This is a genomic window from Cyanobium sp. L1E-Cus (assembly GCF_024345755.1).
Taxonomy (GTDB): domain Bacteria; phylum Cyanobacteriota; class Cyanobacteriia; order PCC-6307; family Cyanobiaceae; genus Cyanobium_A; species Cyanobium_A usitatum.
Map to the genome: position 1 here is coordinate 26250 of NZ_JAGQBS010000017.1, position 21862 is coordinate 48111.

The window sequence follows — 21862 nt, forward strand, 5'->3', positions numbered from 1 at the left end:
CAAGCCGAGTGGAGCCAGGAAATGAGGACACAACTCTCCAGCAGGTCACGGTCAAGGGAGTGTTGAGACATAATCGACGCATCTTGCTGATTTTGGGCTTTCTGGCGGCGGCATCTTGGTTTTAAATCAACGCCGTTGTTTGTGTTGGCTCAATCCTCAATCTCCCAATTTCTACTATTAAATGTCTTCACTTCGTTTCGCTTGCTCGCCATTGCTACTGGCCGCTACGCCCTTGCTGCCCTTTGCTGCCCTTGCACCCGCATCGGCCAATGAGCTGGCCTCTCTGAATAGTCGTGAGTCCATCAACGACTACATGGAGCAGCAAGAAATCGACGAGCTCAAGGCCTGGCGCTCTCGCAATCAGGTCACCAGTGTCAACCAGTTCTCCGACGTAAGGCCTACCGACTGGGCCTACCAGGCACTTAGCAACTTAGTGGAGAAATACGGATGTGTGGCGGGCTACCCCAACGGCACCTACAAGGGCGGGCAGGCGATGACCCGCTATGAAGCGGCTGCTCTACTGAATGCCTGCCTCGATCGCGTCACCGAGGTGACCGACGAGCTGCAACGGCTGATGGACGAGTTTAAAAAGGAACTCGCCGTGCTCAAGGGCCGCGTCGATGGCCTCGAGGCCAAGGTGGGCACATTGGAAGCCCAGCAGTTCTCCACTACCACCAAGCTTTCGGGGCTTGCGACGTTTGTCGTAGGGGGAGTGGGATACGACGGTAGTGCATACAATTCGGCGGCAAATTCGGTGAACCGACGTGGCAGACCCCCGGTCGAGGATGTCTACGAAAATGTCACGTTTAACTACGATCTTCAGCTGACTTTAGATACAAGCTTCACCGGAAAAGACTTACTTCGTACTAATCTTCGTGCTGGCAATTTTGGCAGAAGTGCCTTTGGTGGAGAGCCCCACGGCCTTGGCAATTCCGCCGAATTAGAGGTTGCCTTTGAAGAGGATGCTGGCCCAAATATTGTCGCCATCGACAAGCTGTTTTACCAATTCCCCATTGGCAAACAATTCACAGCCACGGTGGGGGCCCGTGTGGGGCAGGAAGACATGCTGGCACTTTGGCCCAGCGTCTACCCTGCTGACACCATTTTAAACCTCTTTACCGTTAATGGTGCTCCAGCTGCCTATAGCAAGAATCTTGGCGCCGGAGCTGGCCTGTGGTGGCAAAACAATGGCTTGAGCGTAAGTGCAAACTATGTTTCAGCCCTTGGCTCGGATTCAACAAATGGGCTCTTCACGTCTGAGTCTGGTGGCACCGCTAGTGTGCAAGTCGGTTATCAACAAGAGCAATGGGGACTGGCTGCGATATGGTCCTATGTGCAACCACTCACCCAGTTTGTACCAGGCACCACTCCAACTGTTCATAGCTCCATCGACCACGGGGAAGCAGTTGGTGCTGAAACCAATGCCTTCGGCTTAAGTGCCTTTTGGCAGCCACTCGAAAGTGGCTGGATACCTTCCGTGAGTCTGGGCTGGGGGATCAACACCACAAACTATGGAGTACAAACAACTGGTAGGCCCAGCGTCAGCCAATCCTGGATGGTGGGATTGCAGTGGTCTGATGTGTTCGCCAAAGGCAATGACTTTGGCTTTGCAGTCGGACAGGCTGTTTTTGCCACATCACTGACTGGCGGTGTAAACCCAGAAGATGGTAATTATGCCTTGGAAGGTTGGTATAAGTTCCAAGTCACTGATAAGATCAGCATTACACCTGCCCTATTTTATCTTAGCCGGCCGATGGGACAAAGAACGCCAGTTGGGCAAGGCTTCAGCTCACTTGGGGCTCTGGTCAAGACGACATTTAAATTCTAGTTTTAAAATTAAAAGCCCCGGCAGTTACCTGCCGGGGCCCTTGCTCTATTGCTGAATTCAGGTTTGGCTTGAATCCATATTTGTTTGGACTGGCTTAGTGTCGGTGCTGGTTGACTGGGTCCCCCTCTGATGTGCCGAATCCCCAGGTTTCGCATGGCCGGGCTTCGGGGGTTTGCGATAGGAGCCTGAACCTCCGCCGCCGCAGGCTAGCAACTCAGAAGTAGGGGCATTTAAGCCAATTAATCCATAGGAGTTGTCTATTGATGCTTTGGGCGCCAGGGGTGAAATTGATAGGGCAGCGAGTGAGCTGGTGCCGATAAGAATGAGCCTAAGAATCGGGGGCATGGAGTTTCGTTGATGAGATTTGTGGTGGATAAGAAGAGGGACTTCAACAAGCTGATTCATCAGTGTTTTGGATGCGAATGTTCGGCGCATGGCATCCATTGTGATCCCATGGCATGAACCCCTTTGCAACCAAGCTCCTGGGCTTTTTCTAGAGCCAGCACCTTGCTGGGGTAGGCCAACAAGTTCTCTTGGACTGGTCGACTGCTGTGGTGTTGATGGCTGTTGCTTGGGCTGAATGTCCAAATGCCCATGGCATTCATGCCTGCCACCAGCACTCCCATGCCAACAACGCATGCATTAAGCACACCCATGCCCACAATGCCGATGCTGATGACCCCCATGGGCACCACACCAATGCTCACTACCCCCATCGGCACGATTCCGATCGAAACGATGCCCAAGGGAGCTACGCCTATGGCGAGCAGTTTCGGTTTGTCGCCGCATTGGGACATATCAATTAGATGGCGAGCAGTGAATTAGTTCACTTATAGAATTCAGTGCTGGGATCCACTGGGCTTGGAAGGCTGGGACTCACCATGTTTGGCGCACGGCATCCACTGGGTACCCATGCTGTGTGCTCCGGTGCAATTGAAATGCAGTTTGGCGGCGGTTTCAGCTTCCGCCTTGGTTGGGTAAAGAGCCGGTACGCCCTTTTGACTTGCGTTGCACGCTCCAGCCAGCAGGAATTGAGCCGCAATGGCTCCGATCCCCATCGCGGCAATCTTCAGGGAACGCATTGTCACAGGATTCAACAGGCGGGGGCAGACTTACTCACCACCAACCTAACACTAATCTCCACTAAGTGCTGGTTGATGGAGAGATGAGCGCTTTTTCTCCGGGCCCTGGGTAGAGTTGTATCTATCCACTGAATGGAGGGTTGACCAATGGATCCCCTGCCCCTTGCCGCAGCTCAAGACGCTCCTGGTCTTCGGATTGGCGAGATGGCCAAGATCTCCGGCTTTTCGGTGAAAACGATTCGCTTTTATTGCGATCAGGGCTTGCTGCATACGGCCCGATCTGAGGGTGGATATCGTATATTCAGCCCCGAGAGTCTTGCGGAATTGGAAATCATTCGGGCTTTGCGGTCTATGGACGTGCCGATCGGCGAGTTGGCCCGCATACTTGAAGTGCGCCGCGCAGGTGTATGCAATTGTTCGGTGCTAAAGGATAGTATCGCAAGTAAATTGCTCTCAATCGATTCGCGCATTCAAGAGCTGCAAATGATGAAATCTGAGCTGGCTCGCCTGCTCTCCAGCTGGCAAGACTGCGGAGGCGCCAAATCCGAGGATGCTGCTAAGAAGTGATCCGCTATCTCCATTTCCTCCCGGCCATCAGAAGCGCCGTAGTAATCCCAATCAGATGCCAACATGCCTTCCTGCGGGGAGTGGCTCTTGATCCATAGAGTTTCTAACTTACAATCGAACACCGAATCCCTTGTGCGTTTAGGTCGGCCATCAGTCCAGCACTCGTTTGGAGTTGAACCACGGCAATTTCAGACCAAGGGCTTCGATTGGATCCATCAAGAGCTTGTTGAGAGCACGGCCTAGAACGACTTGTGGCTCGTCTGCCCGAATAGGGAGAACGGGATGGAAGTGATCAGCTCCGTTGACAATCTTGCGTCTGATCAAGGAGTTCCCTGCCTCCAGCCCGCACACATAGGCTCGTTCCTGACACAGACCCTTGGCTCCATGTTCTTTGTCGCCCATCCGCACCCAGTCGCCAGCGCAGACGATCGACTGCACTGAGGTTTCCAAAGGTGGCCGTTTTCTGAAACTGCCCGGAGAAAAGAGCGACACCGAGCCTGGATAGCGCCGCACCTCGGAATCAACCACCCTGGCATTGGTGAATTCTGGATGCGCGATGGGAAGCAGATCACGCGTAAGCAGGTCGATGATCTCTTGATCACTCATCGCTGCTACAGCCGATGCGTTGTAAAAGTCGCTGGCGACCACCGAGCCTTGGGGCTGCCCATCACCCCAGAGAGCCTGTTGCGCATCCTTATGCAACTGATCCAGCATGAAAAAAGTGCCCCCTGAGCCCTTCAGTGATTCGAAGCGGGAAAACACGTTGGCTGGGTAAGCGATTGGAACATAACGATCCAGCCATAGACGTGCTGAAACGACATCGATGGAGCCAAGCGAAGCAGCGCTAACAAGCTCTGGTGCTGCCTTGCTGAGTTCTGGGGATTGAGCCATCAGAGACTTGAGCCCTTTTGCACCAACCGCCAAGACCACAGCATCCACTTCGTCAATCACCTGAACTGTTTTTGTTGCCACGTTCTGAATCTCAACCGAGCTGACGCGCTGCGAGTCAGACGACACATTCACCCGTCTCACCAACGTTCCACCAAGGACCTGCAGATGATGGCGGGAGATCAGCCTTCTACTCAGAGGTGCAAACAAATGTTCGGCGATGCTTTTCGACTTGATCCAACAGACATCAAATGAGTCTTGGTGGGCCAGGGCGTAGTAGTAAAGGAGCTCCATGGTGACCGCGGCCGAAAGCTCTTCGGGCGGCTTGAACAAGCCAACCAGCAAGGTGGGGCGCAAGAACTCATTGATGAGCCGATCGCTGATGCCAAGCTTGACAAAGAGTGATTGCGCATCGAGATCGTCGTACTGCTGGAATATCTTATCGCTGCGATAAAGGTCCAGCATCGCATAAAGAAGCCCTGCGATACTGAGCCTGTCTTGAATAGGTAGTCGCGTGAAGTTAGTTATTGTTGCCGCCATCTGGCCAAGCGGACTTGGCCATTGGGGTGTCTCTCCAAAGACAGGCGCTGTTGCTTCCAACCCATCTGGCGACCAGAAGGCACTGGTTGTGAAGTCAGTGAAGATATCGCCAGCGCCGAGTTCATCTGTGAGTGCATTGATATTGGGATAGTCTTTCCAAAAACCTCTGGTGCCTGCCTCGAAAGGTTTGCCGCTTTTGGTTGTGATTGGTGAACTGCCTGTTGGATCGGACATCCCATCAACCAAGGTGACACGAATACCCGCTTCACAGAGTGCCTTGGCTGCGCCCCAACCAGCCCATCCGGCGCCGATGACGACTACATGGGTTGGTCTTCCGTCAGGCATGGCTGCTACGAACGTCGGCTCAGCTTTTGCAAGTTACTCAAACAGTGATGGAGAGGCACAACGGATGTCTTACTGCTGCTGCAGGGGGCTGGGAAGCAGGGGTTGAAAAGAAGAAGGAGGACATCACCCATCACGGTTGTGGTGTTGCGGGCGACCCATCCGGGCTGCGCTCGCAACTCCCTTTTGCCAGGCTGGGAGCACCGTGGAAGATCTGATGCTGCGCTTTCTGCTCAACGTTCTCTGGTTCGTGCTCGGCGGGGTGGTGATGGGCCTGGGCTGGTGGCTGGCCGGTCTTGTGGCGGCGATCACGATCGTCGGCCTTCCCTGGGCCCGGGCCTGCTTTGTGATCGGCAACTACTCCTTCTGGCCGTTTGGAAATGAGGCCGTGAGCAGGCGTGAGCTCACCGGACGGATGGATTTCGGCACCGGACCGCTGGGGCTCATCGGCAACGTGCTCTGGTTTCTGGTGGCGGGCTGGTGGCTGGCGATCGGCCACCTCACCTCTGCAGTGGCCTGCTTCGTGACGATCATCGGCATTCCCTTCGGGATCCAGCACATCAAGCTGGCGCTGATCGCACTGGCCCCGGTCGGCATGCAGGTGGTGCCGGTGCGCCGCTAGATGCCACCCCAGCACCTGCCCGGGGGCAGAGTGGAGCCGATGCAAATTCCTTTCCGGCCCAGCCCCCGCGAGACCACAGAAGCGATGGTGCGCAACATCGCTCGCGAGCTGGCCGAAATCGAGCAGGCCATCAGCCATTGCAGGGGCGATCGGGTAGCCGAACCCCGATTGACGGGCACCTGGCTGGCCCACCTGCTGATCAGCAGCAAAGAGCTACTCCAGAACCTACTGATCGAGTCGGCTCGCAGGCCGCCCTCCGGAACCTAGACGCTGCCCAGCACCCGAGTTACGGAAAGCCAATCGCGTACAAGCCGAGCAGGGGCTCAGAAGCAGAAGGGCAGGAACTGGGTGCGGCAGGCGGCGTAGCCATCCACAAGGGCGCCGAGGCCGATTTGGTGGGCGATGCCAAAGCCGGTGAGGCCTTCCACCACGATGCCGATCACGATGCCGAGCATGGCGGCGCGGCCGTTAAACAGTTCAGCTCGCTTGAGCTGCGCCACCAGGGTCAGCTGTTCGGCGCTGGTATCGAGCAGCTTGTCGTTGGCGGGAGTGTTGGTCATGGGGATCTCCTGGGTGGTGTGAAACGAAACGGAAGCGCTGGCGTCAGTCGGCGATATTTGGCTGCAGCACAAGGGGACTGATCAACCGAGCCCGATCTGGGAAAGGATGCCCTGGCCGGTGAGTAGCTCGGTGCCTAGGCCGATCACGAAGCCGAGCATGGCCAGACGGCCGTTCCAGGTTTCAGCGAAGGCGACAAAGCCAAAGCGGGGAGTGGGCTCAGTCATGCGTGTTTCAGTTTGTTACGGCAATTGTAACAGCATGTGAAGGGGTTGGGGCGGCGCCGTGCAGCCTTACTTCTGATCAAGCTGAGCGAATCGCCGTTCACTAATGATCTTCGCCAATTCCAGGAAATAGCCGGCGGTGCACCACTTGCCATGGTTGCGGTCGCGATTGACCACATCAGTCCTGAGCTCGGCAGCCTCTGCCATTACTAGATCTAGCTCACCTTGAGGCAACTCATAAAGCTCTTGAAGCTCAACCGAGCGATCAAGCAAGTGACTCTTAAACCACTTTGGATTAAGTTCTTGAGGAGGGATATCCATATGAAATTGATTATGATTTAGAATTCACATTCTACAGCATTATCCTCTTCTTGCCATTCGTCCATAAAGTCCTCGAAGCTTGAATGGAAACCAGGGTTGTTTAGATAAATGTCCACAAGATCATCCAAGGCAACGAATTCAGGGATAAACGCACCAGGCTTTTGCTTGTAGTCATGCAAGATTTCTTCTTTATTCACTTTGCAAAAATCCCAATTACCCAGCATAGGCTCAACTGGTAGAGCTGAGGCTGCCTCTGCCAGGAAAGTTGACGCCTCTCTGTTTCGACCACCAAGCTGTACTCAATTCGGTGCTGGTCCAGTATTCGATTTCGGCTGACAGTGAGAGGCGGTTGGATTCTGGGCTTAAGTCGACTGGTTATTGACGAAATCGCGGTTCAGCAGATCGCAGACCTCAAAGATCTGCTCGGCACGGTCTGTGGTGAAGTGCAGTTGCTGCGCCAGGGCCGCCAGGAACTCTTGCTCCTGAGGAGCCACGATCCGATCGCAGTGGATCAGCTGGCAGGCCAGGGCGAAGGCCATCTCCTGCTGCTCCGGACTGAGCAGCGGGGCCGCGCTGGCGATCAGCCCCTGCCACGACTCCTCCCGGAAGCGCTTGAGCAGACCCGAGATCAACAGCCCGAAGGCGTAGGGCTCCATCTCCTGGTAGGCCGTACGTCCCAGCAGCTGCTCCCGGATCACGCGGGCTTCGTCCTTGCCGAAGGTCTGGTCGCAGCACACCGCCGCCAGGGGGATGGCGGCAAAGGCTTCAAGCGTGGTCATCGGGAGGGTCATGGCGGGCGGCAGTGAACGCACCTCTCCAGCATGCCGGCAGGCTGCAAGGGACTCGTTAAGGCTTGTTCAAGCGCAGGCCACGCGAACGCTCCCGTTTAGCCAGCGGGCCCGTCGTAGTCTTCGCACCATCGGATTCTCAACTCGGATTCTCATCTGCTGGTCAGGCCCAAGCCACCGTCTTGAATCAGGGTGCATTCCACACCCTGCCGCCGGAGATCTTCCACCAGCAGATCACAGATTTCCCGATCCACCGGAGGAGTGAGATGCTTCTCTCCATCAAGGAGATGGAGCACCTCCCCTGGGAGGCAACCGATCCAGCGAGCCAAGCTTTGCTGCACCTGAAAGCGACGCTCTGGCGAGAGCGCCCCCTGAAATTGGATCTGCAGGCGATAGCGGGGGGGCACTGGACGATCCAATTCGATGCTACGCAGGCTGGCCGCCGTCGCCAGCACCACCAACTGGTCTCCGGCGGCCAGCACCAGGTCTGGCGGCGGCAAAAGAATGGGCTCGCGATAGCGGGACCGGCGCAGAGAAACGCCTGTCACGCCATAGCCATTCTCCAGCCTGGAGATATTAAGACCGCAAAGATTGTTCTGCTCCTGAAGGCGGTAGCGCACGATCAGTAGGTGGGTGCCCTGCAGTTGCAAGACTCCCTCCACCCTCTCCCCAAAGGCGGCCGCCACCACCGCATCGGCGACGAGGTCGACGGTGGAAATCACCGCCAGCCCTCCCAGCAGGTCCCCCAGGGGTTCGGCGGCCCCAAAGTCATGGGCCAGCACCGCGACACCAGCCTCGGGCCAGCGTTTTTGCAGCGCCATGGCGGCTTCAAGATTGGCTAGCAGATCGGTGGAGAGCAGGCCAACGGCGGCAACAGGACGACCCTCAAGCGCCTGGAGCGCCTCCTCTAGTTGTCCGAATTGAACGATTCCCTTGTCCTGGGAGCCATCGCTACCCCCCGGCTCGACCCTCACCACCAGCTGCTGGTGACGCCGCAGACGCTGGGCGATGCGCTGGGCCAGCGCCGATCCCTCCACTAACAGCACCGGCGCCGGGCCCCGCCGGGGCAGCCGGATCCGTTCCACACCCAGGCGCTCCCGCAGCAAACGTTCCAGGATCACGGCCACCAAGGCCGAGATCAGCAGCGTGCCAACCAGGGAATAGAGGAGGGTGCCAACGATCAGCCAACCGCTGACCTCCTCTATTCCGGTGATGTCGGAGAGGAGGAGGTTCACCGGGTCGACGTACTCCCCTTTGAGCAAGCCGAGGGTGACAAACACCCCCTGCTTCCATCCCCCCACTTGTGAGAAGGTCTGCACGCCGACCAACACCAATAGCATCAGCAGAGCGAAGCCCCACCGCTGGAGCCGTGTCCGCGCCCGCAGCCAGACGCGCAGCTTTTGAATTTTGCTCCGCAGCCAGGCCTGGACCCGATGGCGGCGGTTTTGGCCAGGGGCCAGCGGGCCCTGGTTGATGAGCGGTGAACGGGCTGTTAACCATACCGGCGGGGATCCGGAGGATGACCCGGGAAGCCGGACCTGCTTCTGTTGGCGAAGGACCTCACCAGGACCCTCCACTACCTGAATGATCTGGCCATCCACCTCCACTCTCGCCCGCATCGATGCAGGTCTTAGGGCGGTGCTGATCGCATCAGCACAGAGAAGGATGGGATCGACCACCGCTACCCCGGGCAGGCGCTGCTCCAGCAGGGCGCCGAGATCGGCGCGACGGTTGGTGGAGCGCACCACGATTTCTGCGGTGGGATTAAGGAGCCGTACCTGGAGGGCAGCCTCAAAGTTGATCGTGCTGTCGGAACTCAGAAGCAGAACGGCACTGGCTCGCTCGGCACCGGCTTGGCGCAACACGTGGGCCAGGCGCATGTCTCCACGGGTGAGCGTTGCCGCCAGACGGGACTCCAGCTCGGGATCTCTCCAGCTGGGCTGCCGTAGATCGACGCCGTGGAGGGGCAGATCAAAGGCCAGGAGGCGCTGAAGACAGGCCTGCCCCAAGGAGCCAAGACCACAGACCAGGACGGGGGGAGAGCTAAGGGGGGGATCGGCGGGATGGGCACTCAACGTCCGGGGCCACCAGCTTCAGAGATCATCCTCCACACCGGTGGTGATGGTGCAGTCGCTCGTGGGGTAGCTCACGCAAAGCAGGGCAAAACCCGAGGCGATTTGATCATCGTCGAGGAAGCTTTGATCAGATTGGTCGACACCGCCGCTCACAATCTTGCCTGCACAGGTGCTACAAGCACCAGCCCTACAGGAGTAAGGGAGATCAATGCCCTGCTCCTCAGCAGCATCGAGGATGTAGGTGTCAGAAGCACAGGTAAAAGACTTGCCGTCTTCAGTTGTGATGGTGTAAGTGTCAGCCATGGGTCCGATGGTTGATTGACTAAACCAATCCAAGGCGAAACCCCAAAAAGGTTCTGTAAGGCAGGACACATGGACTCTGGATCAGAGCGAAACGGCTTCTTTTGCGGCACTCCGCCGGCAGGCCCTGGCGATCACTTTTCTTAGGACCACCGGGGACCGTTAGTTGTGTTTTCTCACCAGGTCATTCAGCTATCAGCCGCCGCTGGTGGTATTGCTGAAGCGGAACTGGCTGCCCCAAGAGCAACCGGACATTCCTGGCACCCGACGCCAAGCCCACCTTCTCCATGACTTCCCCAACCCAGGAGCTAGACGCACCGGCCTTGCGACGCCTGGCTCCCTACCTGGTGGGATCCACCCGGCGTGGGGTGGTTGGGGGGAGTCGCTACGCCGTCAAGCTCCGGGCCGCTTTGGCCAAGGCGGCTCAAGATCCTGCGCGGCGGCCTGTGCTGATCAGTGGCGAGCCTGGGCTGGAGAAGGACAACCTGGCTGCGCTTGTTCATTTCGGCTCGGGCGACCGGCGCCATGTATTGATTCGCGTTGACACCAGCCTGCTGCGCGTCGATGGCGGCGACTTGTTTCACGGATCCCCAAGCCAAGGGCCGCCGTTGCTGGAGTGCCTCGGTCAGGGGTGCGTGCTGCTGGATCGCTTCGATGCCGCCCCTCCCGAGCTGCGAGCCCTACTGATCGAGCTGGCGCGAACGGCCCAATGGCCTGGCTGCAGCGAACCATTTAAAGGCCGGTTGCTATTCACCGCCGAATCCAGTGTGCCGGAACTGGAAGGTCTCTGCGACCAAATCCGGGTGCCTCCCCTACGGGTGCGCCGCCAAGACTTGGGCGATTGGATCCGTTACTCCCTGCGGCGCCGTGCCCGCCAATTGGGCTGGCCCAAGCCACCCCAGGTGCCCGCCAACGTGGTGAAGCGTCTCCAAAGCCACGACTTCCCCAACAACCTGCGGGAACTGGATGTGGTGATCAACCGGGCACTGCTTCAGGCCAAGGCGTCAGCCGTTCATGGTGAGCTGCCCGACCTCTTGCCGGAAGATGTGTTTTGGCTACTAAGCCGGCCCACCAGCCTGCGCTTCGACATCTGGCGCTGGAAGCCTCGGCTGAGGGAGTGGATGAGAGCCCCTTTGCTCTGGAATGGCCTGTTGTTTGGCTTGGTGAGCTGGCTGTTTGTGCTGGTGAATGGGGCCCTGTGGCTTGGCCCCCAGGATCGGGCCCACAACGGTGCCTTGAATCTGTTTTGGGCCTGGTGGTGGCCTGTGATTCTTGTCACCTTCCCGCTGGTGGGGCGGCTGTGGTGCTCCTTTTGCCCGTTCATGGTGTGGGGCGAAATCAGCCAGAAGTTCGCCCGTTTGCTGGGCTGGCAGCCGCGCCGTTGGCCCCGGGGCGACACCAACCGCTGGGCCGCACCGGTGTTGGCCGCTGGCTTTGGCGCCATCTTGCTGTGGGAGGAGCTGGCCAATCTTGAAGACACGGCCTGGTTGAGCAGCTGTCTGCTGCTCGTGATTACGGGCGGGGCGGTGGTGGGCTCGCTGTTGTTTGAGAAGCGCTTCTGGTGTCGCTATTTGTGCCCAGTGGGGGGCATGAATGGCCTGATGGCAAAGTTATCGGTGCTGGAGCTGCGGGCCGAGGCGGGCACCTGCAGCGGCAGTTGCAGCAGTTATGCCTGCTTCAAAGGCGGACCAGCGGAAGGTGAAGGCCTGGCCACGGGAGGCTGCCCCCTGGGGACCCATCCAGCCCACCTGGAAGACAATCGCAATTGCGTGCTTTGCCTCACCTGCGTTCAAGCCTGTCCGCACCGGTCTGTGAAATTGCGCCTGCGCCCGCCCGCGGCCGACCTGCAAAAGGGCATGGCTGTGCCCTTTGGCGAACGGCTCTTGCTCTTGGTGCTGCTGGGCGGTGTGACTTTGCATCACTGGCAGGGCTGGCTGGCTTGGTTGCCATGGGCCCCTGAATCCCTACAAGCAGGTCCCCTGCTGCCCAGGTTTGGGGTGGGTTTGATTGCGCTGCTGCTGCCTGTTTTGGTGGCCGGCTGGTGGCCGAAACCCTTGCTCTATGGGCTCTTGCCGCTGGTGTGGGCCTTGTTGTTGTCTCGCTATTTGCCCTTGGGAATGGTCGAGGCCGGCCAGCTGCTGCCGGTGAGTGCCTTCCCCTGGCAAGGAGCCGCGGCTGCCCTCTGGCCAAGCTGGAGTGCCGATCAGCATGTGGTGGCCTTCTGCCAGAGCGCGGTAATTGCGGTGGGTCTGATTTGGAGTTTGGTGATCCTGCGGCGGCTGCTGCTCACAAGTCCCCGCTTGCTGGGGCTGGGATCAACCCTTGCCATCGCCCTTGCCCTGGGGGGACGTTGGCTCACGGGCATGGCCTAACGCAACTCCTCCCCTTGGGAGAAAGCACTCCCGTTGAAATGCCGCAAATGAAGCCACCGCTGCCGGATCAGTCCGCCAGCATGGGTACACCCGAGATCAACATGTGTTTTTGAATCCCTTTTTGCCATTCACTACGGCCAAGGTTCTGGCCCTTAAGGCCACTGTGCTGCTGCTGCTCACCCTGCTGATCAAGGCGAGGGTGCAGATCGTGACCGGGTCGGCCATTGGAATCTTCCTTTTGCTGCTGCAGACCTTGGTTTTCCTCGCCATCAGCGGTGGCTTGGTGCTGGCAGCCGGCGGGGCCGCGCTCGTCGCCAAGCAGCAGCGCCGGTCGGCCGCTGCCTGAGGCCGATCCATGGCCGTTGAAGTCGCCCTGGCGATGCTGCATCGGAATGGTCGCTGGCTGATGCAGCTGCGCGACGAGATCCCCGACATCGTTGCGCCCGGCTGCTGGGGGCTCTTTGGCGGACACCTCGACCCCGGCGAAACGCCAGAGCAGGCCCTGCGGCGGGAGCTGCTGGAGGAGATCAGCTGGCAGCCCCCGGCGGTGGAGCTGGTGATGGTGCATCACATCCACCGCCGAACGGCCCATGTGTTTCAGGCCGAGCTATCGGTGCCGCTGGAGCAGCTGCAGCTTCTGGAGGGCCAGGACTTGGGTTTGATAAGCCCAGAGGAACTGCTGTCGGGATCGATCTGGAGCGCCAAGCTCAGCAGCCATCGCCCCCTCGCCGATGGACTATTGGAGGTGATGCAGCACGTGCTCACCAAGCTGGTCTGAACACGACAAAGCCCGGAGCGATGAAGGTCGGGGCACGAATCAGTCCTCGGTCTCCGGGCTGAGGGGCGGCAGCCGCCGCTCCACCTGCAGAAACACCAGCCAGGCGACGCCAGCACTGATGCCAGCATTCCAGTCGCTACGCAGCAACTCCACGATCGACACGGTGCTGGCGCCGATGCGCAGGCCCCGCAACAGAAAGCGGCCTAGCTTTTCAAGACGAGGGGCTTGGCTCATTGTTATCACCGGCTCTTGACGCAGTAACAGCTGGATAAATACCACCCGAGCCGATCACTGGCTTACCACATCGGCACCAGCGCGCATGCCCTCAAGCGGAAGGCAAGGCCCCTCCTCAACGATCCAGCTCTGCTGAAGCAGGATGATGGTTGAATTTTCCGCAGCCAATGAGTGTTGGTCTACAGGGACTGCTGACAATCGTTGCCATTGTTGCTGTATCTCCCTTCGTAGCTCGACTGTTTGGAGGCCGCCTTCCAACAGTCGCGCTATTGATGTTGGGGGGGATTGCTGTAGGGCCTTCTGGCCTGGCCTTGGTGCAACAGGATCCAGCGATTGATCTTTTCGCGAAGATAGGTCTTGGTTTGATCTTCGCCTTAATAGGACTGAATATTGATCAGAAAACCCTTGGCGGCACCCCAGGCCGGCTGGGGGCCTTGGGATGGTTTGCCACCCTCATTGTGGGGGTTCTTCTGGTCTCGGTGCTGCCCCTCGGCGGTGGGTTACGTCCGGTTGCATTGGTCGTGGCACTCAGTTCGACCGCCCTATCGACATTGCTGGTGATCCTGCGGGAGTCGGGAGAGTGGGATTCACCGCTGGGGCGGTTGTTGCTTAGTGCAGGCACTTGGGGACAACTGGGCCCGGTGTTGGCCGTGGCTCTGTTGCTGGGATCAACCAATCCCATCACAACTGTGCTCAGTGTTGCTCTGGTGGTGGTGGTGGCGTGGTTGCTGGCATTGGTGCCGGCGCGGATGGGGCAGTCAAGATTTTGGTATTGGTTCGAGTCCGTAGCGGGCTCAGCATCCGCCACCCCAATCCAGCTGCTGTATCTGCTCGTGGTCGGACTAATTGCCTTGTCGGAGGCGTTGGGAGTTGCCACCCTGATGGGAACACTGCTGGCAGGCTTGGTGATGAGGCGGTTTATCGCCGAACCCGACATCTCCCCTGCGATTAAGCAACTGGAGGCGTCGGCCTACGGTTTATTCGTACCGCTGTTCTTCGTCGTTGCCGGTGCTCGGCTGGACCTCGCCTCTGTAGCAGCCCATCCCTGGGGACCAGTGATCTGCTTAGCAGGGATTCTCTTGATACGTGGTCTGCCCCAGTGGCTGCTTTATCGCCAGGCGCTGCCTGATCTGATCGAACGACTGCGCTTTTCGCTGCTGGTGTCACAGTCACTCAATTTGCCGATTGTTGTCGCCTATCTCGAGGTACAGGCTGGGCTGATGTCGCCGCAAGTGGGAGCAGCTCTGGTGGGCGGTAGCCTGCTGTCAGTCTTACTGCTGCCGGCATTGGCTATGGCGGTGAAGCGGTGATCCTGTTTAACCCAGATGAGTGTGTGCTGATCTCTTAGGGCTTTTCTTCTGGCCAAGCTTGAGGGCCATTGTTTCTAATCTGACTAACTACTTTGATCTAACTAATTACTTTAAACGCCTTCCTGTCACTCGCCGTCACTCACTTTGAGGTGCTGAGCTCAGGCACTGCAATCAGGGCAACCTTTCAGGGCCAGCAACAACCAAACCCCACTCCAGCAGTGAGGCGGTCACCAGCGCAATCGCGCCGATGGACCAGGCCGAGCAAATCAGTCTCTGTAGCAGTAGGGCACGGAAAGGAATCATCATTCATCCAAGTCGACTTTTTGAGGGCTGGGCTTGCTAATGCCATTGATTGCTTCATTCTCACTGCAACGGAGATGACAAAGGTGTGACTAGCCCTACCTGTTGAGGTGACGATTGCCGCCTCCCAGTCCTAGGCCTTGCTGCAGAGCCAGGCGATACAAAAGGCCTTTGCTCAGCCAAGGGGAATCCGGCAGAAGGGTTTCTTGCGGAAACGCCTGTAGACATCAAAGTCGCTGTCAAGCGTGAGGATCTCAGCGATATCAAGCCGCTCAGAGAGGGACACCAAGGTGAGATCAGCGAAATCACCTGGCAGGTCTGCGTAGCGCCCGTTGAGCTCGGCGACACGGGCATAGTCATCTGGAAGCAGGTTGATGGCCTCAATGCCACCTCGACTCACAGCGCTAAGCAGGTGGTTTTGAGCCGCCAGCACACGGGGGTCGCCTGGACTACCAAGCAGCCAGAGCACCTCAGCGATACAGATAGGTGAGGTGACCAGCTGAGCCGTGTTCTGGTCAAAGAAGGCGATAACCGCTTGATGGAGCGGTTCCTGCTGCTGGTAGTAGCTCAGCAGGATGCCGGAATCGATCAAGATCCGCTGCATCAGCTCCGCTCGGTTCGGCGCTTTTGTAGGTGCTGGCCAAGAAGCCGGCGCCGTTGCTGCCGCTCCGCGCTGCCGGCTGGCAGGGTGTCGAGGAAGGCCTCGGGATGGCCGCCCAGTTGCTGGGTAATGGAGGGGCGTGGCTGCCCCTGCTGCCAGCGCTCACGGATTAGCTGGCGGATCAGAGAGCTTTTGTCTTGGCCGGTTTCGTCCAGCAGGTCATTGAGAAAGTGCTCGGTGTCGGAATCGAGCCTGACGGTGAGCGGCATGGCCCGCAGGGCTAACCCAGTACGACGAATGGACTAACTGTAATACAGGTTTTTGCATGGTCGGCAATGGCCCTCGATGCTGCGTAGTTGGCCCGTTGCTGAATTCAGGCTCCGCGGTGAGCTGGCAACCGCAGGATCAAGAAGCCATCCGCCAGGCGCTAGCCCTTCCAGCGACCGTGCCCTGCTTGATGCGGTGGCACTTATCGATCAGCAACTGCTGGCGCCCAGCCCTGAGCAGGAGCAGGCAATCGAGAAGCAGTTCTCCTCCGGGCCGATCGCTGGTTCGGTTGCCGCCGGCGGCGATGCTCCGCTGCCGACGTGATCGCTTACGAGACCGCCCTGCTTAACCAGCGGCGCCGCTACGGCGACCAGCTGACCCTGTTGATGACGCCGGGATGGTTGGCAGCGCGGCCCTGCTGAGGGGTTGAGCACATGCAGCGACTTCGCACCACCTCCGAAGTCCCCTGGTTGGTCTCTCAACCTGATTTGGCCTTAAAGGCTCCTAACCAGGCGCGAAAGTCTGCCTGTTCCTCATGTGGTCATCCTGTAAGGCAGAACTTGGCGTCACAAGTCAGCAGAGCTGACTGCACGGCCGAACTAGCCGATACTGGCTGGATGCAACTGGTTCAATGACCAGCTCGATCGCTCAACCAGCACTCGACCTTCAAGAGCTCCTTTCGCTTCTGCGCGGGCGCCAGAGCGAGTGGCGGCAGCTGTATCAGCTGCAACGCATCGGCCTGTTTGGCTCCACGGTTCGCAACCAAGCCACCGCTAACAGTGATGTGGATGTCTGGGTGGAACTTGACCCGCTCACACCCTTCGCGACGGTGCACCTCAAAGAAGAGCTGGAGCAGCTGCTGCAGCGCCCTATTGACCTGGTGCGCTTGCGAGAGCGCATGAACCCGGCGCTACGAGCGGCGATCCTCAAAGAGGGCATCAGCGCGTGAGTGGTGATCTGCTCTTACTGCTGACGCCACTGCGACAGGCCCTAGAGCGGATCGAGCGCAAGGCAAAGCCCCTACTGAATGATCCAGATCTGCTGGAGCAGGAGGAAGGCCAGGACCTACTCGATGTGATCTGCATGCAGTTCTTGGCAGTCGGGGAAGCTCTAAAGCGATTAGAGAAACTCCGCCCAGGCCTTCTGGCGGCCAGCTTCCCTGAGATCGATTGGAAGGGCGCCATGGGATTCCGCGATGTCATTGCCCACCAGTACTTCGATTTGGATGCTGAGCAGGTGCTGCTGATCTGCCAGGAAGCCTTGCCCGGTGTTTTGGACGCCATTCGCTCCTTGGAGGCACGTAGTCGGCAACCCTCTTGAGCCAACGACCTATTGGCCTACGCAACAGGGAGCGTCAGCCCTTCTTGAGGAGCTGGTCGTACTGAGCGTGCGTGCCAATCCATACCCAAAGCAGCTCATCTTCTGTTGCTTGCACTGCCAAGGTGCGACGCCTCAGCCCCACCCGCACAGACCAGAACCGGCCGGTGCGTTTGAGGTGCAGCGACGGGTGGCGGGGGTCGGTTTTGAGTTGCTCGTAGGCCCGGTCCACGAGCAATTGAACAGCGAAGGGGAGGGCTTCACCGATCGCTGCAGCGCCCGGCAGCCAGATTGCCATGGGCTTCCTCAGCCAGCCAGTCCAGCTGACCAGTTCCTAGGTCCTGCTCGATTTGCAGATCCCATTCACGGGCATCAAAGGCTTCGAACCAGGCGCGGAACTGGGCCCGTTGCTCGGGAGCTAGCTGCTCGACGGCAGCTTCTATGTCTTGAACGCTGCCCATGTCCTGAGGCTAAGGCGGTTTGCCCGAAACAGGCCCCCCTCGGCAAGAGGGAGTGGCAGCGCCGCGATGGGCTGCCGATTCCACTGACAGCCGAGACGGGTCATGGCCACCAGCACCAACACCGATCAGGCCGCACCGAGAGGTGCGCTGAGCACGACCGACCAGCTTGAGCCGAACTCATACGCCGACGACCCCAACGACGGGGTTGAGGCCGATGCACGGACCGGCAGCAGCGATACCTACTCGCTAGATGCAAGCGATCCTGCGCCCAGTGGCCATGACCCTGCTTCTCAAGGGAAGGACGGCCTCAGCGAAGCCCTTAAGGCTGAACGGCGTCGCAGCAACAACCTTGAAAAAGATCTGCGGGGTCTACGGCAGCAGCTGACCCGCTTCTCTGAGATCAACCCGGAGGAATACTCCCGCCTGCAGGAGGCAGAACGGCAGAAGCAACTGCTGGAGCAGCAGGTGGAGCTGCGCGAACGGCAGATGGAAGAAGCCTCCGCCAAAAAGGTGGCAACCGTGGCTGCTGAACGCGATGGCGCCCAAGCCCTTGTGCTGGCCTTGCGCAAGGAACGGCTGCTGGAGCGCGCTTTCTCAGAAGCCGAGGGCCGCACCGGCGGCGACGGGCGCGGCACCTTCTTTGATGTCTTTAAGGGGCAGCTGGGGGAGAGCTTTCGCCTAAGCGCCGGCAAGGACGGGAGTGATGTGCTCGAACCTCTGGACAGCCAGGGCCAGCCGTTGCTGGGTGATGACGGGCGGCCACTGAGCACCGCTGACTTCCTCGATCAGCCCTGGTATCCACCCCGTCTACGGCTTCCTGTTTCAAAAGCGCGGTGCCATGGGGACAGGTGCCATTGGCGCCGGTGGACTGGGCAACGCAACAGGGGTGGGAGCAGGTGCAAGCTCTGGCGGTGGCTTCGGCGAGGTGCTCAACCCCCAGGCAATGAGTGCCAGTGAGCTCTACCGCGCTGGCTTTGTCACCAACGGCCGCAGCCCACGTCGCTGAGCACAGCCGTTCAGCAAATGGCCAGCCGCTACTACCTGGTGTTCTGGAGCCGCCGCTCGACAGCCACCGTGGTGCCGGCTGCCACAGCTGCTCAGGCCCGCACTAGAGCCCATGCCCGACATAAGGCGGGTTACGGCACCCTGCTCTCAGCCCGCCAGGCCAATGCCGCAGACAGTCGACTGATCCGCAAAGGGGTCTGGGTGCGTCGCCGCAAGGACGGCAGCAGCCCCCAGTTCGGCACTGCTGCTGCACGAACAGGGGCCAGACGCCAGCGCAGCCGTTACCGCAGCTGGCTCTAAGCGGTCCTATCGGTGCGAGGCAGTGATGGAGCCCAGAAAGCTCGAGCAGGCGCGAGTGGGTGGAGGGGAGTCGTTAGCAGGAGATCAAAAGCTGCCTGCTGTTATGGCTAGGTAGATCACCATTGGAGCTGCGACTTGTGTTTTTCGCAAAGACCGCGGCATCCTTAGGGTCTAGGTATTGCCATGACCACAGCTCCAGCCGCCACGATCAGCGAAACCCAGCTGCAGCAGATGGCGGCTGAAATCCGGGATGAGATTCCTGGCGCTGAAGTGCGGTTGTTTGGCTCCCATGCCCGGGGCGATGCGCGCGCGGATTCCGACATCGACCTGCTGATCACCGCCAGCGACAGCTGGTTGCTGCAGAACAACCGCTTTGACACCCTCGGCAAGCTCTGGCGCCGGCTCGCGCACCACCGAATCCCCATTGACCTCCTGCTCTATTCCCAGAGCCAGGTGGCAGAACGGCGGCATTGGCTCAGCCACGTGATCGCGAGGGCCTACCGAGAAGGACGGCTGCTGTATGGCCAACCCTGAGGCCCAGGCCCTGCTGCGGATCGCTCGCCGCGATCTCAAGGCAGCAGAGGTTCTGCAGATCCCGTCCATCGATGAATCCAGCTGGGGCTTTCAGATTCAGCAGGCCGTGGAAAAAGCCCTGAAGGCCTGGTTGTTCAGCCTTGGCGAGGAGCCACCGCTGATCCATAACCTCACGGCCTTGCTGGAACGGGTCGCGGATGCGGGCGGGGATGTCGAGCCCTTTCTGGCTTTAGAAGCGTTCACCGTCTTTGCCGTCCAGTTCCGTTACGACGCTGAGCCAGAGCCGATGGAGCTGGACCGCAGCGACTGGCAACAGCGGGCTGTGGAGCTGGTCGATCACGTCGAGCTGATCGTCCGCAGAGGCTGCTGATCCACCAGCTGGGCGCTGCCAGTGAGTGATGAAAGGGGCCGAGAGACCCCAAAGGGGGCCACAGATAGCTCGCGGTCGATGTTGCGCACCATCGCCTCGGTGGTCTCGCGTGCTGACTGGGGACGGCGGTTTTGCATTCCTCCGCCCTGCTCCCGATCAATACCTCTGCCAATCTGGCGCAATGCCCTGGACGCCCTACGCCGACTGGATCTTTACGGCGGTGAGCACCGGCAGCATCCTGCTGATTGTTTGGCTGGTGCTGCGGCCCAGGCCGTGAAACCAGAAGACCGCTCGCGTTCAAGGTGGCGGCCCCACCCTTGCAATGGCCGCTCCCCCAAACAGCAGGCCAATGCTGCCGATAGCCGCCTGATTCGCCAGGGCAGCTGGGTAAGACGCCGCCGTAATGGAGCGAGCCCCCAGTTCGGCTCTGCTCGCTCTAAGGCCAGTGCCCGCAGGCAGCGCAGCGCTTATCGGGGCTGGCTGTAACGACAGATCAAAGTGTTCTGCTAGATACAGCCAAGTGGTTTGCTGGCTCGCCATGGTGATGAGCTGGGTCGGACCGTTAGGTGCGGCCGGCAGAACTGAAAGAGAACGGATGCAGATTTCAACTAGCCAAGGAGCAGAGCGTTGCTACCGCCTGATTGATGGTGGCTGCGAGCCGCACCGTGAGCTCGACGCGCAATACAGCAGCCTTGATGACGCGATCGCTGATGCCATTGCCTGGGTTGAACCGATCACTGAAAGCAACCACCCCGCTGCACTGATCGGTGTGGAGGTGTCCACTACCAAGGGGGGCTGGCGTACCTGTCGTATGCCAGGGCCCTTGCTGTGCCCGTTGCCGCGCTGATGCAGCGGGCAGGCCAAGAGGCTGCGCAGAGTTGCTCAAAAATCCAGCAACAGAAAACCCCCGGGGTGAGCGGGGGATTCTCTGGAGCGGCCGGGCAAGGGAGTGCAGGCGCTCATGCCGGCACCTAACTCTCTGGCGCCTGCTTTCACTGTGCAAGAAATCACAGCTGGCGGCTGCATGCGCGCAACAAATGCTCACTAGCAGCCACAGCTCCGCTGTGGCAAGTTCACAGCAGCCGCCGGCGACCGCAGCACTGCTGTGATCTCTTGCGCTAGCTCCTTTCATTTTGAGCGCTGCTGGGCTAGTCCCCTAACGCCACTGCCTTGCCTCCTCTTTGCGGCGCACTGCAACGCAACCCTCTGGGTGCCAGTGCTTGATCTGGCGCACCTTGGTGTGCGTGGATGGACATTCTTGGGTAGCCGCACCGCAAGGTGGGGCCAGCAAAGCCGATGACGCCTGACCTCGCTAATTGCGTACTTGAGGGACTACTGCTGCTCCATGAGGAGCTGTCGCAGGACCCTGAGTCGCCTTGGTACGTAGGCACACCAGATCAGACCCAGGTGCTGCATGACGAGCTCTGGATATTGGCTGGACAGCTCTACCCCCGCTCCAGCGCTGCTTTGGTAGATGCCTGGTACCGGGCTGGCCGCTCTGCGTTATTGCCGGTGAACTGCACCGGAGAGCTGTTCAGCAGCCGGCACCTCCAGCTGGTGGTCTGAGTAGGTCTGCTGCTGTGGCTGATGCAGCAACTAAAAGCTGAGGCTTTGCGCCGTTAGGAGAAGGGGCAAGGGGCGGCGGATAGGGCAGCTCCCTCTGTGACGATTCTTGTTCGTAATCCACGATCAACGGAAATTCCTCCTATTAATTCCCCCGTCTTGCGGCGCTTGGTGTGTCTTGACCCCAAAACGTCGCACCCATCCCATCCGAATACTGATCGCCGATGACGAGGCGAATATCCGGCGCATATTGGAAACGCGGCTGCGTTTAGCTGGCTTTGAGGTGGCAGCGGCAGTCAATGGCATGCAGGCTCT

Annotated in this window: 32 protein-coding genes; 18 read left to right on the top strand and 14 right to left on the bottom strand. The window is 59.3% G+C overall.

Annotated elements, in window-relative coordinates; translation table 11 throughout:
- The first annotated feature begins 181 nt into the window (after nucleotides 1-181).
- Nucleotides 182-1828 (top strand): iron uptake porin, encoded by a 1647-nt coding sequence (locus KBZ22_RS12780; protein ID WP_396112107.1) that lies wholly within the window; start codon nucleotides 182-184, stop codon nucleotides 1826-1828.
- Nucleotides 1829-2232: 404 nt separating this feature from the next.
- Here KBZ22_RS12780 and KBZ22_RS12785 read toward each other — a convergent pair whose 3' ends face one another.
- Entirely contained in the window at nucleotides 2233-2625 is a 393-nt protein-coding gene (locus tag KBZ22_RS12785; RefSeq protein ID WP_254997556.1) for a hypothetical protein, read from the bottom strand.
- A 42-nt stretch (nucleotides 2626-2667) separates the two neighbouring features.
- Entirely contained in the window at nucleotides 2668-2910 is a 243-nt protein-coding gene (locus KBZ22_RS12790) for a DUF3721 domain-containing protein (RefSeq protein ID WP_315858619.1), read from the bottom strand.
- 204 nt (nucleotides 2911-3114) lie between these two features.
- On the opposite strand from KBZ22_RS12790, the gene KBZ22_RS12795 reads away from it, so the two are divergent.
- The gene (locus tag KBZ22_RS12795; protein WP_255022250.1) at nucleotides 3115-3477 is read left to right on the top strand and encodes a MerR family transcriptional regulator; all 363 of its coding nucleotides are present in this window, start codon (nucleotides 3115-3117) and stop codon (nucleotides 3475-3477) included.
- A 150-nt stretch (nucleotides 3478-3627) separates the two neighbouring features.
- Here the strand turns inward: KBZ22_RS12795 and KBZ22_RS12800 are convergent, their stop codons facing one another.
- Nucleotides 3628-5250 carry an FAD-dependent oxidoreductase gene (locus KBZ22_RS12800; RefSeq protein ID WP_255022251.1) on the bottom strand — a complete coding sequence of 541 codons (1623 nt, stop codon included), beginning with the start codon at nucleotides 5248-5250 and terminating at the stop codon, nucleotides 3628-3630.
- Nucleotides 5251-5464: 214 nt separating this feature from the next.
- On the opposite strand from KBZ22_RS12800, the gene KBZ22_RS12805 reads away from it, so the two are divergent.
- Together KBZ22_RS12805 and KBZ22_RS12810 are read left to right on the top strand one after the other, a co-directional pair.
- On the top strand, nucleotides 5465-5869 hold the full coding sequence (locus KBZ22_RS12805; protein WP_255022273.1) for a YccF domain-containing protein: 405 nt from the start codon (nucleotides 5465-5467) through the stop codon (nucleotides 5867-5869).
- A gap of 39 nt (nucleotides 5870-5908) precedes the next feature.
- Complete coding sequence (locus KBZ22_RS12810; RefSeq protein WP_254961186.1) at nucleotides 5909-6136, top strand: hypothetical protein; 228 nt, start codon at nucleotides 5909-5911, stop codon at nucleotides 6134-6136.
- Nucleotides 6137-6192: 56 nt separating this feature from the next.
- On the opposite strand, the gene KBZ22_RS12815 is transcribed toward KBZ22_RS12810, so the two are convergent.
- The 6 genes from KBZ22_RS12815 to KBZ22_RS12840 form a co-directional block, all read right to left on the bottom strand.
- A complete protein-coding gene (locus KBZ22_RS12815; protein WP_254961185.1) occupies nucleotides 6193-6429 on the bottom strand; it encodes a chlorophyll a/b-binding protein in 237 nt (78 codons plus the stop codon).
- 81 nt (nucleotides 6430-6510) lie between these two features.
- Nucleotides 6511-6654 (bottom strand): chlorophyll a/b-binding protein, encoded by a 144-nt coding sequence (locus KBZ22_RS12820; RefSeq protein WP_106502518.1) that lies wholly within the window; start codon nucleotides 6652-6654, stop codon nucleotides 6511-6513.
- 66 nt (nucleotides 6655-6720) lie between these two features.
- Entirely contained in the window at nucleotides 6721-6972 is a 252-nt protein-coding gene (locus KBZ22_RS12825; protein ID WP_254942714.1) for a hypothetical protein, read from the bottom strand.
- Nucleotides 6973-7334: 362 nt separating this feature from the next.
- Complete coding sequence (locus KBZ22_RS12830) at nucleotides 7335-7763, bottom strand: tellurite resistance TerB family protein (protein WP_255022252.1); 429 nt, start codon at nucleotides 7761-7763, stop codon at nucleotides 7335-7337.
- Between the two features lie 149 nt (nucleotides 7764-7912).
- A complete protein-coding gene (locus KBZ22_RS12835; protein ID WP_255022253.1) occupies nucleotides 7913-9835 on the bottom strand; it encodes an NAD-binding protein in 1923 nt (640 codons plus the stop codon).
- Nucleotides 9836-9853: 18 nt separating this feature from the next.
- Nucleotides 9854-10138, bottom strand: coding sequence for a 2Fe-2S iron-sulfur cluster-binding protein (locus KBZ22_RS12840; protein WP_254942710.1), 285 nt, complete (start codon nucleotides 10136-10138; stop codon nucleotides 9854-9856).
- Between the two features lie 284 nt (nucleotides 10139-10422).
- Between KBZ22_RS12840 and KBZ22_RS12845 the strand changes: the two genes are divergently transcribed.
- The 3 genes from KBZ22_RS12845 (at nucleotide 10423) to KBZ22_RS12855 (ending at nucleotide 13285) form a co-directional block, all read left to right on the top strand.
- A complete protein-coding gene (locus KBZ22_RS12845) occupies nucleotides 10423-12507 on the top strand; it encodes a 4Fe-4S binding protein (protein ID WP_255022254.1) in 2085 nt (694 codons plus the stop codon).
- A 121-nt stretch (nucleotides 12508-12628) separates the two neighbouring features.
- Nucleotides 12629-12853, top strand: coding sequence for a hypothetical protein (locus KBZ22_RS12850; RefSeq protein ID WP_255022255.1), 225 nt, complete (start codon nucleotides 12629-12631; stop codon nucleotides 12851-12853).
- Nucleotides 12854-12862: 9 nt separating this feature from the next.
- A complete protein-coding gene (locus KBZ22_RS12855) occupies nucleotides 12863-13285 on the top strand; it encodes an NUDIX hydrolase (protein ID WP_255022256.1) in 423 nt (140 codons plus the stop codon).
- 39 nt (nucleotides 13286-13324) lie between these two features.
- On the opposite strand, the gene KBZ22_RS12860 is transcribed toward KBZ22_RS12855, so the two are convergent.
- Nucleotides 13325-13519 (bottom strand): hypothetical protein, encoded by a 195-nt coding sequence (locus KBZ22_RS12860; protein WP_254961174.1) that lies wholly within the window; start codon nucleotides 13517-13519, stop codon nucleotides 13325-13327.
- Between the two features lie 167 nt (nucleotides 13520-13686).
- On the opposite strand from KBZ22_RS12860, the gene KBZ22_RS12865 reads away from it, so the two are divergent.
- On the top strand, nucleotides 13687-14829 hold the full coding sequence (locus tag KBZ22_RS12865; protein WP_255022257.1) for a cation:proton antiporter: 1143 nt from the start codon (nucleotides 13687-13689) through the stop codon (nucleotides 14827-14829).
- Between the two features lie 475 nt (nucleotides 14830-15304).
- Here the strand turns inward: KBZ22_RS12865 and KBZ22_RS12870 are convergent, their stop codons facing one another.
- Both KBZ22_RS12870 and KBZ22_RS12875 read right to left on the bottom strand, forming a co-directional pair.
- Nucleotides 15305-15733 carry a type II toxin-antitoxin system VapC family toxin gene (locus KBZ22_RS12870; RefSeq protein ID WP_255022258.1) on the bottom strand — a complete coding sequence of 143 codons (429 nt, stop codon included), beginning with the start codon at nucleotides 15731-15733 and terminating at the stop codon, nucleotides 15305-15307.
- Nucleotides 15733-15999: a hypothetical protein gene (locus KBZ22_RS12875; protein WP_254997540.1), complete on the bottom strand. Its 267-nt coding sequence runs from the start codon at nucleotides 15997-15999 to the stop codon at nucleotides 15733-15735. The genes KBZ22_RS12870 and KBZ22_RS12875 overlap by 1 nt, the downstream gene beginning before the upstream one ends.
- A gap of 76 nt (nucleotides 16000-16075) precedes the next feature.
- Between KBZ22_RS12875 and KBZ22_RS12880 the strand changes: the two genes are divergently transcribed.
- The 3 genes from KBZ22_RS12880 (at nucleotide 16076) to KBZ22_RS12890 (ending at nucleotide 17317) form a co-directional block, all read left to right on the top strand.
- Complete coding sequence (locus tag KBZ22_RS12880) at nucleotides 16076-16321, top strand: hypothetical protein (protein WP_255022259.1); 246 nt, start codon at nucleotides 16076-16078, stop codon at nucleotides 16319-16321.
- Nucleotides 16322-16628: 307 nt separating this feature from the next.
- Nucleotides 16629-16946 carry a nucleotidyltransferase family protein gene (locus KBZ22_RS12885; RefSeq protein ID WP_255022260.1) on the top strand — a complete coding sequence of 106 codons (318 nt, stop codon included), beginning with the start codon at nucleotides 16629-16631 and terminating at the stop codon, nucleotides 16944-16946.
- Complete coding sequence (locus KBZ22_RS12890; protein ID WP_255022261.1) at nucleotides 16943-17317, top strand: HepT-like ribonuclease domain-containing protein; 375 nt, start codon at nucleotides 16943-16945, stop codon at nucleotides 17315-17317. Before KBZ22_RS12885 ends, KBZ22_RS12890 begins: the two co-directional genes overlap by 4 nt.
- Before the next feature lie 34 nt (nucleotides 17318-17351).
- Here the strand turns inward: KBZ22_RS12890 and KBZ22_RS12895 are convergent, their stop codons facing one another.
- Both KBZ22_RS12895 and KBZ22_RS12900 read right to left on the bottom strand, forming a co-directional pair.
- The gene (locus tag KBZ22_RS12895) at nucleotides 17352-17612 is read right to left on the bottom strand and encodes a hypothetical protein (protein ID WP_255022262.1); all 261 of its coding nucleotides are present in this window, start codon (nucleotides 17610-17612) and stop codon (nucleotides 17352-17354) included.
- Nucleotides 17575-17775 (bottom strand): hypothetical protein, encoded by a 201-nt coding sequence (locus tag KBZ22_RS12900; protein ID WP_255022263.1) that lies wholly within the window; start codon nucleotides 17773-17775, stop codon nucleotides 17575-17577. The genes KBZ22_RS12895 and KBZ22_RS12900 overlap by 38 nt, the downstream gene beginning before the upstream one ends.
- 102 nt (nucleotides 17776-17877) lie before the next feature.
- Here KBZ22_RS12900 and KBZ22_RS12905 point away from each other — a divergent pair, with 102 nt between their 5' ends.
- The 7 genes from KBZ22_RS12905 to KBZ22_RS12935 all read left to right on the top strand — a co-directional run bounded on the left by KBZ22_RS12905 (nucleotide 17878) and on the right by KBZ22_RS12935 (nucleotide 21550).
- A complete protein-coding gene (locus tag KBZ22_RS12905) occupies nucleotides 17878-18732 on the top strand; it encodes a hypothetical protein (RefSeq protein WP_255022264.1) in 855 nt (284 codons plus the stop codon).
- A gap of 66 nt (nucleotides 18733-18798) precedes the next feature.
- Nucleotides 18799-19080: a hypothetical protein gene (locus tag KBZ22_RS12910; protein WP_255022265.1), complete on the top strand. Its 282-nt coding sequence runs from the start codon at nucleotides 18799-18801 to the stop codon at nucleotides 19078-19080.
- A 183-nt stretch (nucleotides 19081-19263) separates the two neighbouring features.
- On the top strand, nucleotides 19264-19614 hold the full coding sequence (locus tag KBZ22_RS12915; protein WP_255022266.1) for a nucleotidyltransferase domain-containing protein: 351 nt from the start codon (nucleotides 19264-19266) through the stop codon (nucleotides 19612-19614).
- Nucleotides 19601-19984, top strand: a complete 384-nt coding sequence (locus tag KBZ22_RS12920) for a HEPN domain-containing protein (protein WP_254929315.1) — start codon at nucleotides 19601-19603, stop codon at nucleotides 19982-19984. The genes KBZ22_RS12915 and KBZ22_RS12920 overlap by 14 nt, the downstream gene beginning before the upstream one ends.
- A gap of 273 nt (nucleotides 19985-20257) precedes the next feature.
- On the top strand, nucleotides 20258-20470 hold the full coding sequence (locus tag KBZ22_RS12925; RefSeq protein WP_255022267.1) for a hypothetical protein: 213 nt from the start codon (nucleotides 20258-20260) through the stop codon (nucleotides 20468-20470).
- A 109-nt stretch (nucleotides 20471-20579) separates the two neighbouring features.
- Nucleotides 20580-20831: a hypothetical protein gene (locus KBZ22_RS12930; protein ID WP_255022268.1), complete on the top strand. Its 252-nt coding sequence runs from the start codon at nucleotides 20580-20582 to the stop codon at nucleotides 20829-20831.
- Between the two features lie 449 nt (nucleotides 20832-21280).
- A complete protein-coding gene (locus tag KBZ22_RS12935; protein ID WP_255022269.1) occupies nucleotides 21281-21550 on the top strand; it encodes a hypothetical protein in 270 nt (89 codons plus the stop codon).
- Nucleotides 21551-21862: the final 312 nt, after the last annotated feature.